Annotated in this window: 19 protein-coding genes; 17 read left to right on the forward strand and 2 right to left on the reverse strand. The window is 41.8% G+C overall.

All coding sequences use genetic code 11. The features are described from left to right. The 16 genes from ACFWMP_RS13920 to ACFWMP_RS13995 all read left to right on the forward strand — a co-directional run bounded on the left by ACFWMP_RS13920 (position 1) and on the right by ACFWMP_RS13995 (position 10,619). Entirely contained in the window at positions 1 to 930 is a 930-nt protein-coding gene (locus tag ACFWMP_RS13920; protein WP_379423968.1) for a phage late control D family protein, read from the forward strand. Next, positions 930 to 1,133 (forward strand): hypothetical protein, encoded by a 204-nt coding sequence (locus ACFWMP_RS13925; RefSeq protein WP_379423969.1) that lies wholly within the window; start codon positions 930 to 932, stop codon positions 1,131 to 1,133. The genes ACFWMP_RS13920 and ACFWMP_RS13925 overlap by 1 nt, the downstream gene beginning before the upstream one ends. Position 1,134: 1 nt before the next feature. Next, a complete protein-coding gene (locus ACFWMP_RS13930) occupies positions 1,135 to 1,731 on the forward strand; it encodes a phage tail protein (RefSeq protein ID WP_379423970.1) in 597 nt (198 codons plus the stop codon). Positions 1,732 to 1,733: 2 nt separating this feature from the next. Beyond that, positions 1,734 to 2,039, forward strand: a complete 306-nt coding sequence (locus ACFWMP_RS13935) for a hypothetical protein (RefSeq protein WP_379423971.1) — start codon at positions 1,734 to 1,736, stop codon at positions 2,037 to 2,039. Beyond that, positions 2,036 to 3,154 (forward strand): baseplate assembly protein, encoded by a 1,119-nt coding sequence (locus tag ACFWMP_RS13940; protein WP_379423972.1) that lies wholly within the window; start codon positions 2,036 to 2,038, stop codon positions 3,152 to 3,154. Before ACFWMP_RS13935 ends, ACFWMP_RS13940 begins: the two co-directional genes overlap by 4 nt. Positions 3,155 to 3,199: 45 nt before the next feature. After that, positions 3,200 to 3,715 (forward strand): phage tail protein I, encoded by a 516-nt coding sequence (locus ACFWMP_RS13945; RefSeq protein ID WP_379423973.1) that lies wholly within the window; start codon positions 3,200 to 3,202, stop codon positions 3,713 to 3,715. Then, positions 3,715 to 4,356, forward strand: coding sequence for a phage tail-collar fiber domain-containing protein (locus tag ACFWMP_RS13950; protein ID WP_379423974.1), 642 nt, complete (start codon positions 3,715 to 3,717; stop codon positions 4,354 to 4,356). Before ACFWMP_RS13945 ends, ACFWMP_RS13950 begins: the two co-directional genes overlap by 1 nt. 11 nt (positions 4,357 to 4,367) lie before the next feature. Further along, positions 4,368 to 6,095 carry a glycoside hydrolase family protein gene (locus ACFWMP_RS13955; RefSeq protein WP_379423975.1) on the forward strand — a complete coding sequence of 576 codons (1,728 nt, stop codon included), beginning with the start codon at positions 4,368 to 4,370 and terminating at the stop codon, positions 6,093 to 6,095. 39 nt (positions 6,096 to 6,134) lie between these two features. Next, positions 6,135 to 7,592, forward strand: a complete 1,458-nt coding sequence (locus tag ACFWMP_RS13960) for a hypothetical protein (RefSeq protein ID WP_379423976.1) — start codon at positions 6,135 to 6,137, stop codon at positions 7,590 to 7,592. Positions 7,593 to 7,608: 16 nt separating this feature from the next. Next, complete coding sequence (locus tag ACFWMP_RS13965) at positions 7,609 to 7,920, forward strand: hypothetical protein (RefSeq protein ID WP_379423977.1); 312 nt, start codon at positions 7,609 to 7,611, stop codon at positions 7,918 to 7,920. A gap of 47 nt (positions 7,921 to 7,967) precedes the next feature. Continuing rightward, positions 7,968 to 8,102 carry a hypothetical protein gene (locus tag ACFWMP_RS13970; protein ID WP_379423978.1) on the forward strand — a complete coding sequence of 45 codons (135 nt, stop codon included), beginning with the start codon at positions 7,968 to 7,970 and terminating at the stop codon, positions 8,100 to 8,102. Between the two features lie 95 nt (positions 8,103 to 8,197). Then, the gene (locus ACFWMP_RS13975; protein WP_340970333.1) at positions 8,198 to 8,443 is read left to right on the forward strand and encodes a hemolysin XhlA family protein; all 246 of its coding nucleotides are present in this window, start codon (positions 8,198 to 8,200) and stop codon (positions 8,441 to 8,443) included. A 1-nt stretch (position 8,444) separates the two neighbouring features. After that, positions 8,445 to 8,711 carry a phage holin family protein gene (locus tag ACFWMP_RS13980; RefSeq protein ID WP_379423979.1) on the forward strand — a complete coding sequence of 89 codons (267 nt, stop codon included), beginning with the start codon at positions 8,445 to 8,447 and terminating at the stop codon, positions 8,709 to 8,711. Then, a complete protein-coding gene (locus tag ACFWMP_RS13985; protein ID WP_379423980.1) occupies positions 8,711 to 9,409 on the forward strand; it encodes a M15 family metallopeptidase in 699 nt (232 codons plus the stop codon). The genes ACFWMP_RS13980 and ACFWMP_RS13985 overlap by 1 nt, the downstream gene beginning before the upstream one ends. A 257-nt stretch (positions 9,410 to 9,666) precedes the next feature. Then, positions 9,667 to 10,332: a hypothetical protein gene (locus ACFWMP_RS13990; protein WP_379423981.1), complete on the forward strand. Its 666-nt coding sequence runs from the start codon at positions 9,667 to 9,669 to the stop codon at positions 10,330 to 10,332. A 71-nt stretch (positions 10,333 to 10,403) separates the two neighbouring features. Next, entirely contained in the window at positions 10,404 to 10,619 is a 216-nt protein-coding gene (locus ACFWMP_RS13995) for a hypothetical protein (protein WP_379423982.1), read from the forward strand. Positions 10,620 to 10,672: 53 nt separating this feature from the next. Here the strand turns inward: ACFWMP_RS13995 and ACFWMP_RS14000 are convergent, their stop codons facing one another. Beyond that, positions 10,673 to 11,536 (reverse strand): ATP-dependent DNA ligase, encoded by an 864-nt coding sequence (locus ACFWMP_RS14000; protein WP_379423983.1) that lies wholly within the window; start codon positions 11,534 to 11,536, stop codon positions 10,673 to 10,675. A gap of 110 nt (positions 11,537 to 11,646) precedes the next feature. Next, positions 11,647 to 12,579, reverse strand: coding sequence for a hypothetical protein (locus ACFWMP_RS14005; RefSeq protein WP_379423984.1), 933 nt, complete (start codon positions 12,577 to 12,579; stop codon positions 11,647 to 11,649). Between the two features lie 129 nt (positions 12,580 to 12,708). Between ACFWMP_RS14005 and ACFWMP_RS14010 the strand changes: the two genes are divergently transcribed. Continuing rightward, positions 12,709 to 13,008, forward strand: a complete 300-nt coding sequence (locus tag ACFWMP_RS14010) for a LexA family transcriptional regulator (protein ID WP_379423985.1) — start codon at positions 12,709 to 12,711, stop codon at positions 13,006 to 13,008. Positions 13,009 to 13,019 lie beyond the last annotated feature (11 nt).

The raw sequence follows: 13,019 nt of genomic DNA on the forward strand, positions 1-13,019 counted from the left end.
ATGCAAATTATCTATAATGGAGTCGATATAACTTCAGAAGTTCAGCCAACGAAAGTTTTAAACATGGACAATTCTGGAGGTAAACCGGATAGGGTGGATCTCGTTTTTGCGGACCCAGAGGGAGTGTGGAGTAAGTGGAATCCGGCTAAAAATGATACATTGCAGATTGTTGAGAGTGGTTTTGATAGTGGACTAATGTACATTGACCAGATATCACAGTCTGCAGGAAGTTTCGGATTACAGGCATTGTCTATCCCTCAGATAAGCAAAACAGCACGATCCCAAGGTTGGGAGAGCGTCCGCTTTATGGAGTTTGCGACTCAGATTGCGGCTCGTTATGGTTTCGGGATTAAAACTTATGGGGTCATAAACCATTTATATGATCGTGTGGATCAGGTAGAGACAGCGGATTTTGTTTTTCTCGCTGAACGCTGCTCGCTTGAAGGGTACGCACTAAAGATAAATAACGAATCTATCGTTATTTACGATGAGGCTATGCAGGAAAAAAATGCACCTAACCCTGAGTTGTCAATCATCCGAGAGTCGGATATCGCGGGTGCATATGTATTCACTAACAAATCAACTGACATTTATGGTAAGTGTATTGTCCGAAGCCAAACCCTTAAAGGGTACATCGAGGGACAATATACAGCAATTGGTGTTAATGGTCCAACACTTAAGCGAAATCTGTATGCATCAAATCAAGCTGAGGCTAACCGCTGGGCTAAGGGTATTTTAAGAAGCTTTAACAAGCACATGATAACTGCAACACTCGTCATAAACCTCAACACAAATTATGCCGCTGGCACAACTGTTCAAGTTGTAGACATCGGTCTATTTGACGGTGTGTATATCATTGATCACCTTACTCATGACGAAATAAACAATCAGACTAAATTGACATTACGGAAGCCGCTGGAGGGATATTAATGATCAGGAAAGGTACAGTGACCTCTATAGATTCAACCCATAGACGAGCAAGGGTATCATTTAATGATATGGATAACGTTGTATCTGCTGAGATTCCCTATGCCGATAGTGTTTCTCCGCAAATCAATGATGAGGCTACTGTAGCTTTATTTTCGGCTGTATTAGTAGATGCTTTAATTATTGCGGTTCGCAGGGAGGTGTAGTATGCCAATCGCATCTTATCAGGGAAAGACGTTTTCAGTTAGTCCAACCAAAGTTTATACGATTGATGGTCTTGAGTGGTCCGGCTCCTTAAACACAGAATCCCAAGAGAAGTTAAAGAGTAAGCCGAGTACCTATGTTAAAGGTCAAGGATTAGATACTATGAGTTTTGATGTACCATTACGAGCAGAGTTGAAAGTAGATGTCCGCAAAGAAATAGAAGCATGGGAGGCACTTCGGGAGAAGGCTTCACCTGCTTTTTTTGTGTTGGGTACAAAGCCACTAGGTAAAAATAAATGGTTGTTGAAATCGGTAGCAATTACTGAAACGCAAATCGATGGCAAGGGTCGACTTATCGCGGCCAGAATCAAGCTCGGTTTTGAGGAGTATGTGCGAGCGGGGTCAGCGCAAAAAGCAGCAGCTTCAGCTTCAACCAAAAAAACATCAGCAAAGTCGAAGAAATCCAATACTGCCCAAGTGAATCTCAATCTCGTTCCAATGTCTTATATAGATAAAGTTGAGACAAAGCGGGTGAATCCAAATGCAGCTACAGCAAGAAGGAACGCTGTAGAAGCCAAGCTCAATTCCATGGGGGTGTAATAATGCTAGTCGCAATCAATACTTCAGACTCCCCAGTGATTGATTGGTCTGCCACAGGTAGCGATGAGATTGTCCAGAATGTTTTTACGCTGCTCAATACTTTTACTTATGAGGTGGCTTATGACAGAACACTGGGGATGCAAGGTAAGTTTATAGATATGCCAGATACAGAGGCTATTCCTGTTGTCATTGCACAAATCTACGACTTAATTGATGCAGCAGAGCCTCGGGCAACGGTGGAAGAAGTTACTTATCAAGGAAAATCAGAAGACGGAAGTTTAATTTTCGAGGTGGTGATAGATGTATGAACGATTTCACGCCAATCAAGTTTGTCGATACTGATGCGCAGAGTATCGAACAAGAATTGATCACGGCTTACCAATTAAAAACGGGGCAGGCTTTGTACCCTGGAGACCCACGGCGTATATTTTTAATGCAAATACTTCCAGTACTGGTGGCAATAAGAAATGATATAAATTACACAGGTAATGCCAACTTATTGCCGTTTGCTTATGGAGAAGTGTTGGACGCGTTGGGAGATCGTTTTGATGTAGGCAGATTGCAGTCAGAACCATCGAAAGTGAATATGATGTTCGAGTTATCCATCATCAACTTGAACCCTGTCATGATCCCTAAAGGGACTAGGGTAACACCAGACGGTGAAATATATTTTGCAACAACAACTGCACTAACCATAAATGCAGGGGAAACCAACGGCACAGTTACAGCAGTCTCTACGGTTGGTGGTGCTAAGAACAATGGATTTTTACCAGGTCAAATTAATCTCCTGGTTGACCCAATCTCGTATGTAGCGAGTGTGCGCAATATAGATATCAGCTCAGGAGGGTCAGACGAAGAAACGGATGACGCATACAGAGACCGTCAACGACTTGCCCCGGCATCTTTTTCTGTTGCGGGGCCTAAGGATGCTTATGTGTTTTTTGCCAAATCAGCAGATGTGGATATTATCGATGTGGAGGTAATCACTCCGGCACCGTGCGAGGTTGAAATTTATCCTCTCATGAAAGGCGGGACACTTCCGGGAGCGGATACTTTACAGCAGGTAATGAATGAGGTTTCGGGTGCGACTAGGCGACCTTTAACGGATCGTGTGAAAGTATTAGCCCCGACAGTGGTAGATTACTCAATCGATCTCACTTATTATATCTCGGCAGATCGCTCTTATGAGGAGGCTGTCATACGGTCTGACGTTGAGGGGGTCGGCGGAGCGGCGGATCAATACGAAGTGTGGCAGCGAAGTAAGTTAGGCCGTGCTATTACACCTGACGACCTTATTGCCAGAATTTACAGAGCAGGAGCATATAGGGTTGTTACCATATCGCCTCAATATACAGAAATTACAGACAGTCAGGTCGCCAAGCGCATCGGAGTACGTAAGCTGACGTATGGGGGGCTGATCTAGGTGGAACTCCAAACGGTGGACTTATTAAAGCTACAAAGCAAGTTTATGAGTGGTAATGACGACGTTCAAGGTATGTCTTCCGCTTTATCCTATCAATTTCAAGAAATTGCAGCTGAAATCATTAACGTATTGATTTATAGCCAGATTGATAAGCAGCCGAGTGAAGTTTTGGATATATTAGCTTGGCAATTCGGGGCGGACTGGTACGATTCAAACGCTGAAATTGAAATAAAGAGAAAGGCCATCAAGGATGTGTTATATCTCGCTCGCATACGTGGAACTCCAGAAGCAGTGCGGCGAGTGATTGAAATCTATTTTGGTGACGGGCGAGTAGAGGAATGGTTTGATTACGGTGGCGAACCGGGATACTTTCGAGTGGTTACCACTAATACCGCTGCGACAAGCGAACAAGCTGAACGTTTTGCCAAGGCGATTAATTCGGTGAAACGGCTGAGTGCGTGGCTGGAAACGATCATCATACAGTCAACAGATAATATGGACATATATACTGGGGTGGTTTTGCGAATGACAGACAAATTGACTTTAAAGCAGGTGACGTAATGAGTGCATTCGGAGGTTTGGTCCTCACAACTAAAGGATTAGCGCTACAGGCTAAGATACAAACAGGTACAGCACTGGTCTTTAATCGCATCGGAATCGGCGCAGGGAGTTTAGGGAGTCTACCGATCACCGCAATGAATGCATTGATATCTGAAAAGATGTCATTACCCATCTCCAAACTGCAGGTACAGCAAGGCGGCAAAGCGATTGTCGGAGGTGTCTTGAGTAATCAAGATGTAACAGCGGGGTTTTTCTTTCGGGAGATCGGCATTTTTGCACAGGACCCTGATAATGGCGAAATATTATATTGCTATGCTAACAGTGGAACAGGTGCTGAATATATCTCGGCAGCTGGTGGAACAGACCTCATAGAAAAGAGCATCGACATCATTACGTTAACAGCGAATGCGTCAAGTATTTCTGCCAATATTTCAAGCGGGATTTATGCGTCTACAGATGATTTGAATTTGGCTGTAAGTAATTCTATTAAATTAATCTTATCGCCCACTGCTCCTGTGAACCCTGCTGCTAATACGTGGTGGTATCAAGATATGGGTGACTCTTACGATATTGGAGACGGGCTGATAATCGCAAACGCGAGTCTAGATAACACAACTATGGTTTTCTTCGAAGAGATTTAGGAGGGGCTCTTATGGCTGAAAAAAATGTTCAGATTAAATTCAATAACTTTAACGAGAACACAGTAGATATTATTTACCCAGTGACAAAAATTGAACTGGTACAAGGACTACCTGCTGAACTTGATACTGTAAATAATCAATTGGTAAACATTGCTTCTATTTCTATTTTGGACAAACGTTTTGGCGTAAAGACGGACGGAACAAATACCACAGTCGCTTTTAAAGCTGCATTAGATTATGCGGTAGCGAATAAATTACGGGTTCTAGTCCCGCCTAAAACATATACAGTAGCAGGTCTTCAGATCCCTTCTAACTCAGAGATACATTTTTATACTGGGGCAAAAATGAAGCTTGTAGCTAACTCACCAGCTTGGACACGATGCTTTCAGATTAGTGGAGTGGAAAATGTGAATATCACCGGACTATTAGAAATTGATGGAAACATGAATTCAATACTCAGTGGCAATGAACACATGCATGGACTGTTTATCTATAACTCCAAAAACATATCCGTGGACAAAGTGTATGCTCATGATTGCTATGGCGATAACGTAAGTATCTCCGGGGATAGTGATATTGGAACTGCTTATAGTGAGAATGTCACGATTAACAATGTGCGGTGTTTTAGAGCCGGTAGGAAGAACCTTGTCATTGAACACGTCAATAACCTATCCATCCTGTTTGCGGATCTCGACAACACGACAGGCGGAACAGGTGGGTTAGGTGGTAACTCCTTAGACGTGGAACCATTCAATTACACCGGAGAAAATAAAAAATTCACTACGAACTTAGGCAGAGTCGTTACCAGAGGAACGGGGAATGACTTCACTGCGGGTACTACAGTGGTCAATGCTGAAGGTTGCACCATTAACATAAACAGCTTAGAATGCCATGTGTTAGACTTACCAACCAATGACACACTCAACAGTCATGGTGAAAAATCTGCTATCTTTGCGTATGCAGTTACGTTGAACATCAATCATTTCAAAGCGTTTTTAGCGAACACCATCACCAATCTAGGTGGTGGAGTGTACACAAACGCTGCCAGTGCTTTCAAATGCCAACATGCTACACGAATCAATATTAACAATGCGGAAATTTATGGGGGGTATGCAGGGTCATATATTGGAATGATGGATTTGGGCAATGAAAAAGACTACCCTATTGTAAAAATAGACACGTTTAAAGTAAATTGCCCAGACAGCTTAGGTGTAATGGTTAATCGTTGTGATTTCATTGTTGGAAACTACATCATCAATGCCCTTAAAAACAGTGCAATCGCAACGGACACCGTATCCACCAACATCATTAAAGTAAATTATTTTGAAGTAAATGATTCCTGCACAACGTATTTAATCCACTTATCTACGGGAACCACAGTTTCAAATGCTTCATTTATTTTTGAAAACATCAAAATAAAAGATACGCGTAACACCAAATTATTAAGCGTCCTAGCATCAGATAGCAGCGCAATAATGAACATTGTCAAAGTGGGGACCGTGGAGGGAGAAATTCCAATATTCCTGTTCTTGGGAGCTTTAGATCCATCCACCGCAGATATGGCACTTAAAACATTGAGCAGTTCTATACTTGGGAGTATGGTATATGTTTTTGCGAATCCTGAAGGTATAGTAACTGCCAATAAAGGTACAATTGCGATTAATAAATCCGGTTCAACAGGATCAATATTTTATCTGAAAGAAACAGACGGTGCAAAGACAGGTTGGCGAGCATTATAACAATACAAGGAATACCTCGTTCTATAGGAGGCGAAAAGAATGGCTAAAAATGTATTGATTAAAAAACCAAATCCTGCTGCCAGTAAAGGATACGATGAAATACATCCGATCACCAAGGCTGGAAACGTGTATACATCAAGGGGTATATCCCTGGAAGAAATGACGGCAAATCGTGATGGCTACGGGCCAACCAAGAATGATGGGAATGCCTATTCGGTGACCATTGTAGGTGGCGCAACTGCATTGGTAGAGGGCCTACGCGTGATGGTGAAAATCAATGCTAACAGCACCGGAGCGGCGACACTTAACTACAATGGTTTGGGAGCAAAGGCCATTAAAAAGGCAAACACTAGTAATGTAACTAATCTAAAAGCCGGATCGGTATACACTTTGGTGTATAACGGTTCGGTTTTTATGTTACAGGGTGAAGGAGGTGAGGGCGACGCTGTATCTGGAGACATACGAGCAGGTAAGACAGCGGAAACGGATATAGGACCTGTTATCGGATCACTACCAGTACGGACAGGTGGGGCGGTTACACCAGGAGCATCAGCCATTGTAAAGGCAGCTGGGATATATGACGAACAAATCACCATTGCTGCGGTATCAGTGCCAGCCGACAAACTCCTCACAGGTAGCACGGTTGCGGGAACCCCGGGAACTATGCCCAACAGAGGAGCCGTGACCATTACCCCGAGTGCATTAGCACAAACTATATTGTTGGGTTATCACAATGGATTAGGTGTTGTTGCAGCAGTTACTTTTAACCCTGCAAAGGTTCTGAATGATACAACAATAGCAGGAACTAAAGGAACAGTGCCTATTTTGGGTACTCATACATCGTCCATAAACACAGCATGGGATGGCAATAACCTATATGTACGGATACCTAATGGGGCTTATGTTAACCCATCAACTACTGGGTATCCTGAAATAATAGTAAGTCCTGCGCAGGCTAGAGCAGACACTAACATCCAAGCGGGGAATATTCGTAATGGTGTTTGGATGTATGGCCTACAGGGTAATTTAAAGCCCTGGTTCGGTGGACTTATTTCTGTAAACTTTGCAACACAGGCAGGAGCGAATGGGATTACAGAAGAGATGTTCAGATTTCCAGCCGGCTTCACCTATGCCACCTTTGCGGGGTCTCTCCTTTTCGGTACTTCGAATAACAATAGCTACCAAGATCATTCTCTAGTATTACAGGACAATCAGGGCAACCAGTTATTGATACTGCGCCACGTTATAAACGGCAGCTATATGAATCTAACGCATCTAGCCACTGGTATGGTGATAGACAAGGGTTCACGAAGAATCACCTTCTATAATACTATATACATGACAGATTTTGGGAGTACCGGGGACATTGCAGCGGATGGCTCATTTACAAAACCGTTTAACCTAGATGGACCAGTGGCAATGATCCATGTTGTAGTAGCGTCGCTAGGTGGAGGTTACTCTACAGCATCCGCAAGAGGGGCAGCAACATGGAACTAGAAGGAGGAGAATAATAGTGTACTTCTGCACATACAACAGCAGCAACACGGTTTACGCGATCTATCACGACATGCAATATCTGGACGACGTGCAGGGAATGGCCTTTGAGAAGATACCCACGGCGGAGCAGAACGGACTCGATCCGGTTCTAAAAATCAATCTGAACGATAACACACTTTACTATGAATATGTGGCTAGACCACCCGTATTAATAGACCAGTTGATCAATGAAAATACACTACTTAAGGCACAAGTTAAAGCTCAATCTGAGCGCTCTGACTTTATTGAGGATGTCATATCCGAACTGGCTACTGATTTGTATAAATGATCCTGCGGTTGCTCTATTGGCTGTTGGCTTGTAGGGGAGGTGATATCATGGTAGCTATGTTTTTTGCACAGCGCGTAATCTTGGGTAAGACCAAGTATGCAGAGGTGCCGTCTACGCTCAAAGCTGGAGTGCTGGAGATTCTGACTGACAGTGGTCTGGAGTTTCTGGCTGAAGATAAATAGAGATTACAGATAACGCCGCATAGTAGGCGTTTTTATTTTGCCCTCGTAGCTGTTACGGGGGCTATTTATATTGGGGGAGACGAGGGGGAAGAAGTATGTCAGATCCGCAATTGGAGACCTTACAGCGACTCACAAGAGTAGAGACGAAACTAGATGGTATTGAGGATAAGATAGACAATGCGATAAATGCAAAAGAGACAGCTGTCGAGGCGTTATCATCTGCAAAATCAGCTCACCACAGATTAGATAAAATCGACAAAACAATCTTTTGGTTAGGGACAACTATAGTAGGAGCCGTGATTTTGGCAGTTATTAAATTTACCATGGGAGGCGGGAATTAAGATGGAATGGAGCGCAATTGCAAACTTCATCAAACCAGAATTATTGCTTATCGTTGTTGTGTGCTGGGTGATCGGCTATATCCTTAAGCAAACGCCGCGAGTGCCAGATTGGACCATCATTTACGCTGTTACTTTGGTTGCAATTATCATTGTCGTACTGACTACTGGATTGAACGTAGACAGTGTGCTGCAGGCAATCTTATGTAGTGCAGTAGCTGTGTACGGCAATCAATTGGTCAAGCAGACTCGTAAGGGGGCTGGAGAGTAATGGCATTTACACTGGATCAATTAAAGAGCAAATCCTCTGCGCGGTTGATAGGTTTACATCCTATCGTTTTATCTGCTGCTACAGCATTGATTGAGCGTTGTTACACTCTGGGAGTGCCGATTATTATAACCCAAGGGTTACGCACGATAGCAGAGCAGGATGCTCTGTATGCACAAGGTAGAACTAAGCCAGGAAGCATCGTAACCAATGCAAAAGGCGGTTATAGTTATCACAATTACGGGTTGGCTATTGACTTCGCTCTATTGCTTCCAGACGGAAAGACTGTATCCTGGGATATGAAGCGTGATGGTGATGGAGACAAAGTTACGGATTGGCAGGAGGTTGTTCAGGAGGCTAAAAAGCTCGGTTTTGAATGGGGCGGTGACTGGACTACATTTAAAGATTATCCTCATTTCCAAATGACTTTTGGCTTAACACTTACACAACTGCGAGCTGGAACAGAGCCATCTGAAACAGCGATGGCAAAAGCAATTGCTGTAATGGAACGATACAAGGAGGCGCAGACAGTGAATAAAGATGTTAAAGTAAGTGTTTATGTAGATGGTAAAAAGGTCGGTGATGGGGTTCTTGATAACGGCGTTACCTATACACCATCGCGAGCCGTAGCCGAGGCGCTAGGGGCAGAGGTGACTTGGGATAAAGCAAATCTTCGAGTTGATATCAAAAGTGTGAAATAATTCTGTTTTATTTTGATTTAGAAAATACCTGGCAGCAAGTAAGGCGGTTAATATCATAAAGTAAAATAAATCGATTTTGATTTTGCTCACTGGCTTCGGCTTGTGGGCTTTTTTGTCGTTTACAGATTGTACCAATCATGTTAATGTGTTCTTACACTAATCGGAAGCACTGAGCGTGTAGTCCGAAAACATCAACAAATAGTCCTGTTGGCCTCGGCTGCAGGACTATTTTATAGTCATTAGGGGAGAGTGGTTTTATGCAAGATAACCAATTTAAAATTAAAATTAAATGGTGGTATGTTTTATTAATATTGGCAGTCCCAATAATAATAAATTTTTTAGCGAAAATAAAATTAGACTTGGCTGTTGGTAATGGAGAAACTTGGGTTGGTTTCTTTGCGAATTATGCAGGTGGCTTAGTTGGAGCGTTAATTGCAATCATCATTGCAAATTCGCAAGGACGCATGGTTTTGGAACAAATGAAGCAAGAACAACAGCGAATAGAAGTCGTACAAAAAGAAAATGAAGACCAAAGAATCAAAGAAGAACAAGAGAAAAGAGATATCGGGATAAAAATAGTTGAAAGATTCCTCCATGATGAAATAAGCTTCAATCTGCGGAGAATTAACCCTGCCTTTTTCGAATGTATGAAAGAAATTAAAAATCGTGGACCAGTAAGGAATTACAGATTTGATCATAATTTCAAGTATAATGATTATGATCATATAAAATTTGAAATAATTAAATATAATGAACAAAGAATTTCTGATACATTCGATTTGTATGCTGTTCTAAGAAGAATAGAGGGCTTGAAAAAGATTGATGCTGCAAATTACATGGATATTATGACACCAGAGGAAGCAGGGTATATATTAAAAAATCTTGAAAAGTGGGAAATGGATTTATTCATGATCTATATGTAATCTAAGGGAAATGTATTACGAAAATATCTTCAAACATAAACCATCGGATACAATACATAGGAGTGATCGTAATGAGCAATGTATACAAAGTTCTGAAGACAGATTCTGATTTTCTAACGGCTGCTTTATCACAGTCACAGGTAGATATACTTGAACGCCGTGGTGATCTAGCTGGCTGCATAATTGATTGTGATGGTCCAGTCCAGAAATGGAGTCCTGTTAGTGTTAAAGTCGCGGATGCTTACTACATGAGAACCGAATTTGAATTTAGGATGGTTTTGGCCTAACGTTAATAAAAAATCACCCCATCAACCTCAATTGGTCGGTGGGGTGATTTTGCTTATACTACAAATTCCGTAAATACTGGACTCCGTAGCATTCCAGAATTGGTCCAGTTCCTCATTCTTACCTTTGCTCGTAATCTTGGTTCAAGATGTACAAACTCCTTATCCTCACTTTTTACAAGTTGCTGTGCTACGCCTCTAAATGCTTGTTTATGGATCGGTGACACGCCGAGTTCAATGATTCCGGCTGGACGTAGTTTTCTAGATGTACCGGAAGGTACTGAAGCAAGCCAACCAAATTCCTGTTTACGATATCCGGTTATGAAAACATCTACATAGGTCCAATTGATGACCTTTTGCCATGCATGAGAGCGGCGACCAGTCTCATATATGCTATTTTTACGCTTACCTACTACGCCTTCCATACCCCGAGTTTCGATCTGCTCAAATAATGCCTCTCCAGCACCTTCCACGTGCGGCACTACTCCAAAGCTATTAGACGGTAGAGTTAATCCCGCCAGTATCTCCTTACGGCTCATCAGGGACAACCCACGCACATCCTGACCTTTGTACATCAAGATATCAAAGATGGCATAATACGCCGGGAGTGTTCCGGTGAGTTGTAGTATCTTCTCTGCTCGTCTTGTCTGAAAACGGCTCATTACAGATTCAAAATCAGATACCCCAGTCTCTGGATCAACACAGGCAATTTCACCATCTAGGATTACATCGTCCGTAAAGGGTAGATGAAGTTCAGGATATTGCAAAGTACATTCGTTATCGTGTCTGGTATATAACCGGACCTTACCGGACTCTTGAGAGTAAATTAGCCGATGCCCATCTATCTTTGGTTCAAATATATAATTGCTGTGCGAAAATGGCCTGGGAGCCGTTTGCAGCAGCATTGGGGATATAAACATAGTTTCACCTCTCCATAATTATAAATGCCAATGGAAGAGGAAAGGGCAGGGAAGTATTGGGCATAATAATACCCCGACAACCTTATGCGCTTGCGGGGGTACTATTTCGTTTAGAGAACTTTTAGATATAATTCATCATTTCTGTTTTCATAAGAAATCCCTATTTGATTCCATAGCCTTACTTGTAAGTTAGACAAATTTTGAAATACTGTATGATCCACCCAATCACCGTATTCTTTAAATAGGATATGCAATTCGGTCCCTACATCTAAAAATACCCCATTTAAATACTGATTATCCTCAATTAATTGTTGTAACTCCTTCGGAAGATCATCAGATTGTATAACTCCATGTAAGTCTCCATAAAAATAGCCCATTAGTTTTGCTAGCGTGCCAGTTTCGTCCTGAATGACTGAATTTAACTTTGATATATCTTCATCCATGTAATATTCAGAGATAGCGTTCCTACAATTATGATAAACAAGTGGAACAGAACTAAGAAGATCTCCTACTCTAAAATCGTTATCAATATGACTTGAAGAAGCTGATAATCTAGTAGCTATATACTCAGACCAAATAATTTCTGCAAATGTAAAAGATAAGATGTCAGCAGGCTTGTTCACACCTTTGAAGCATTCGTGGAGGTCTTTAGAGCCAAAAGAGTTATACACAATAAAATTATCATGTACATGACACAATTCATGATGAATAGTATGCAATGAGAACTGAGCAGTTTCTGAATGGTATAGTCCCGCTATTAATGCATAGTGAACAAACACTGACGAGAAAAAACCTTTCTCAGTAACATAGTCTATTACTTTTGCCATAGCTGTCCCGTGTTCATTTTTGGTGAAACCAATATTCTTACCTTTCAAACTTTGAAACTCTTCCACCTCTTGTTTAAAGTCATCTGGGACAATGAAATATTCAAGGCTCCTTAAATCAATTGAGTTCTCCAATTGCTTAAACAAACCTCTTAAATGATCTTCCACTCCTTGTTTTTGATCATCCGTAAAATAACTGCTTGTGATTAGAATCTTCAAAAAAATTCCCCCTCATGGTCTAATAACATTATTCCACGTGTAAATGATCTTACCTTTTTTTCCATTGCTAAATAATCCATTAAGCGCATATAATACAAACAAATGTTCTTATTTTTGGAGGCCTTATTTATGTTAAGCGATACATCGCGCAAGCTCTTATTGATCATAACCCATTATTCACGACATTTTGGACGGATGCCGTCATTGTCTGAGTTAGAACGATTGAGTGGACGAATGCCAGTTGATATCCGAAATGGATTGAAAGAGCTGGCGGAGGAAAACTATATCGAATGGAATCCGCATACGCCACCCGAGATGGCTTGTATCATCTCAGGTTGGGAAAGGGATAATCCATCTCACAGAGATCCTAAAGAGGTTATAAAAGATAAAACTGAGGAGAGTAACACGGACTATTGGATGTATTATTAGGAGGAAAAAGT

The organism is Paenibacillus sp. NPDC058367 (genome assembly GCF_042723305.1).
Taxonomy (GTDB): Bacteria; Bacillota; Bacilli; order Paenibacillales; family Paenibacillaceae; genus Paenibacillus_AQ.

Coding starts and splice junctions, on each gene's coding strand:
- ACFWMP_RS13935 (WP_379423971.1), top strand. CDS start 1,734: ATGCTAGTCGCAATCAATACTTCAGACTCCCCAGTGATTGATTGGTCT.
- ACFWMP_RS13990 (WP_379423981.1), top strand. CDS start 9,667: ATGCAAGATAACCAATTTAAAATTAAAATTAAATGGTGGTATGTTTTA.
- ACFWMP_RS13995 (WP_379423982.1), top strand. CDS start 10,404: ATGAGCAATGTATACAAAGTTCTGAAGACAGATTCTGATTTTCTAACG.
- ACFWMP_RS13925 (WP_379423969.1), top strand. CDS start 930: ATGATCAGGAAAGGTACAGTGACCTCTATAGATTCAACCCATAGACGA.
- ACFWMP_RS13955 (WP_379423975.1), top strand. CDS start 4,368: ATGGCTGAAAAAAATGTTCAGATTAAATTCAATAACTTTAACGAGAAC.
- ACFWMP_RS13940 (WP_379423972.1), top strand. CDS start 2,036: ATGAACGATTTCACGCCAATCAAGTTTGTCGATACTGATGCGCAGAGT.
- ACFWMP_RS14010 (WP_379423985.1), top strand. CDS start 12,709: ATGTTAAGCGATACATCGCGCAAGCTCTTATTGATCATAACCCATTAT.
- ACFWMP_RS13930 (WP_379423970.1), top strand. CDS start 1,135: ATGCCAATCGCATCTTATCAGGGAAAGACGTTTTCAGTTAGTCCAACC.
- ACFWMP_RS13975 (WP_340970333.1), top strand. CDS start 8,198: ATGTCAGATCCGCAATTGGAGACCTTACAGCGACTCACAAGAGTAGAG.
- ACFWMP_RS14000 (WP_379423983.1), bottom strand. CDS start 11,536: ATGTTTATATCCCCAATGCTGCTGCAAACGGCTCCCAGGCCATTTTCG.
- ACFWMP_RS13950 (WP_379423974.1), top strand. CDS start 3,715: ATGAGTGCATTCGGAGGTTTGGTCCTCACAACTAAAGGATTAGCGCTA.
- ACFWMP_RS13970 (WP_379423978.1), top strand. CDS start 7,968: ATGGTAGCTATGTTTTTTGCACAGCGCGTAATCTTGGGTAAGACCAAG.
- ACFWMP_RS13985 (WP_379423980.1), top strand. CDS start 8,711: ATGGCATTTACACTGGATCAATTAAAGAGCAAATCCTCTGCGCGGTTG.
- ACFWMP_RS13980 (WP_379423979.1), top strand. CDS start 8,445: ATGGAATGGAGCGCAATTGCAAACTTCATCAAACCAGAATTATTGCTT.
- ACFWMP_RS13945 (WP_379423973.1), top strand. CDS start 3,200: ATGAGTGGTAATGACGACGTTCAAGGTATGTCTTCCGCTTTATCCTAT.
- ACFWMP_RS13920 (WP_379423968.1), top strand. CDS start 1: ATGCAAATTATCTATAATGGAGTCGATATAACTTCAGAAGTTCAGCCA.
- ACFWMP_RS13960 (WP_379423976.1), top strand. CDS start 6,135: ATGGCTAAAAATGTATTGATTAAAAAACCAAATCCTGCTGCCAGTAAA.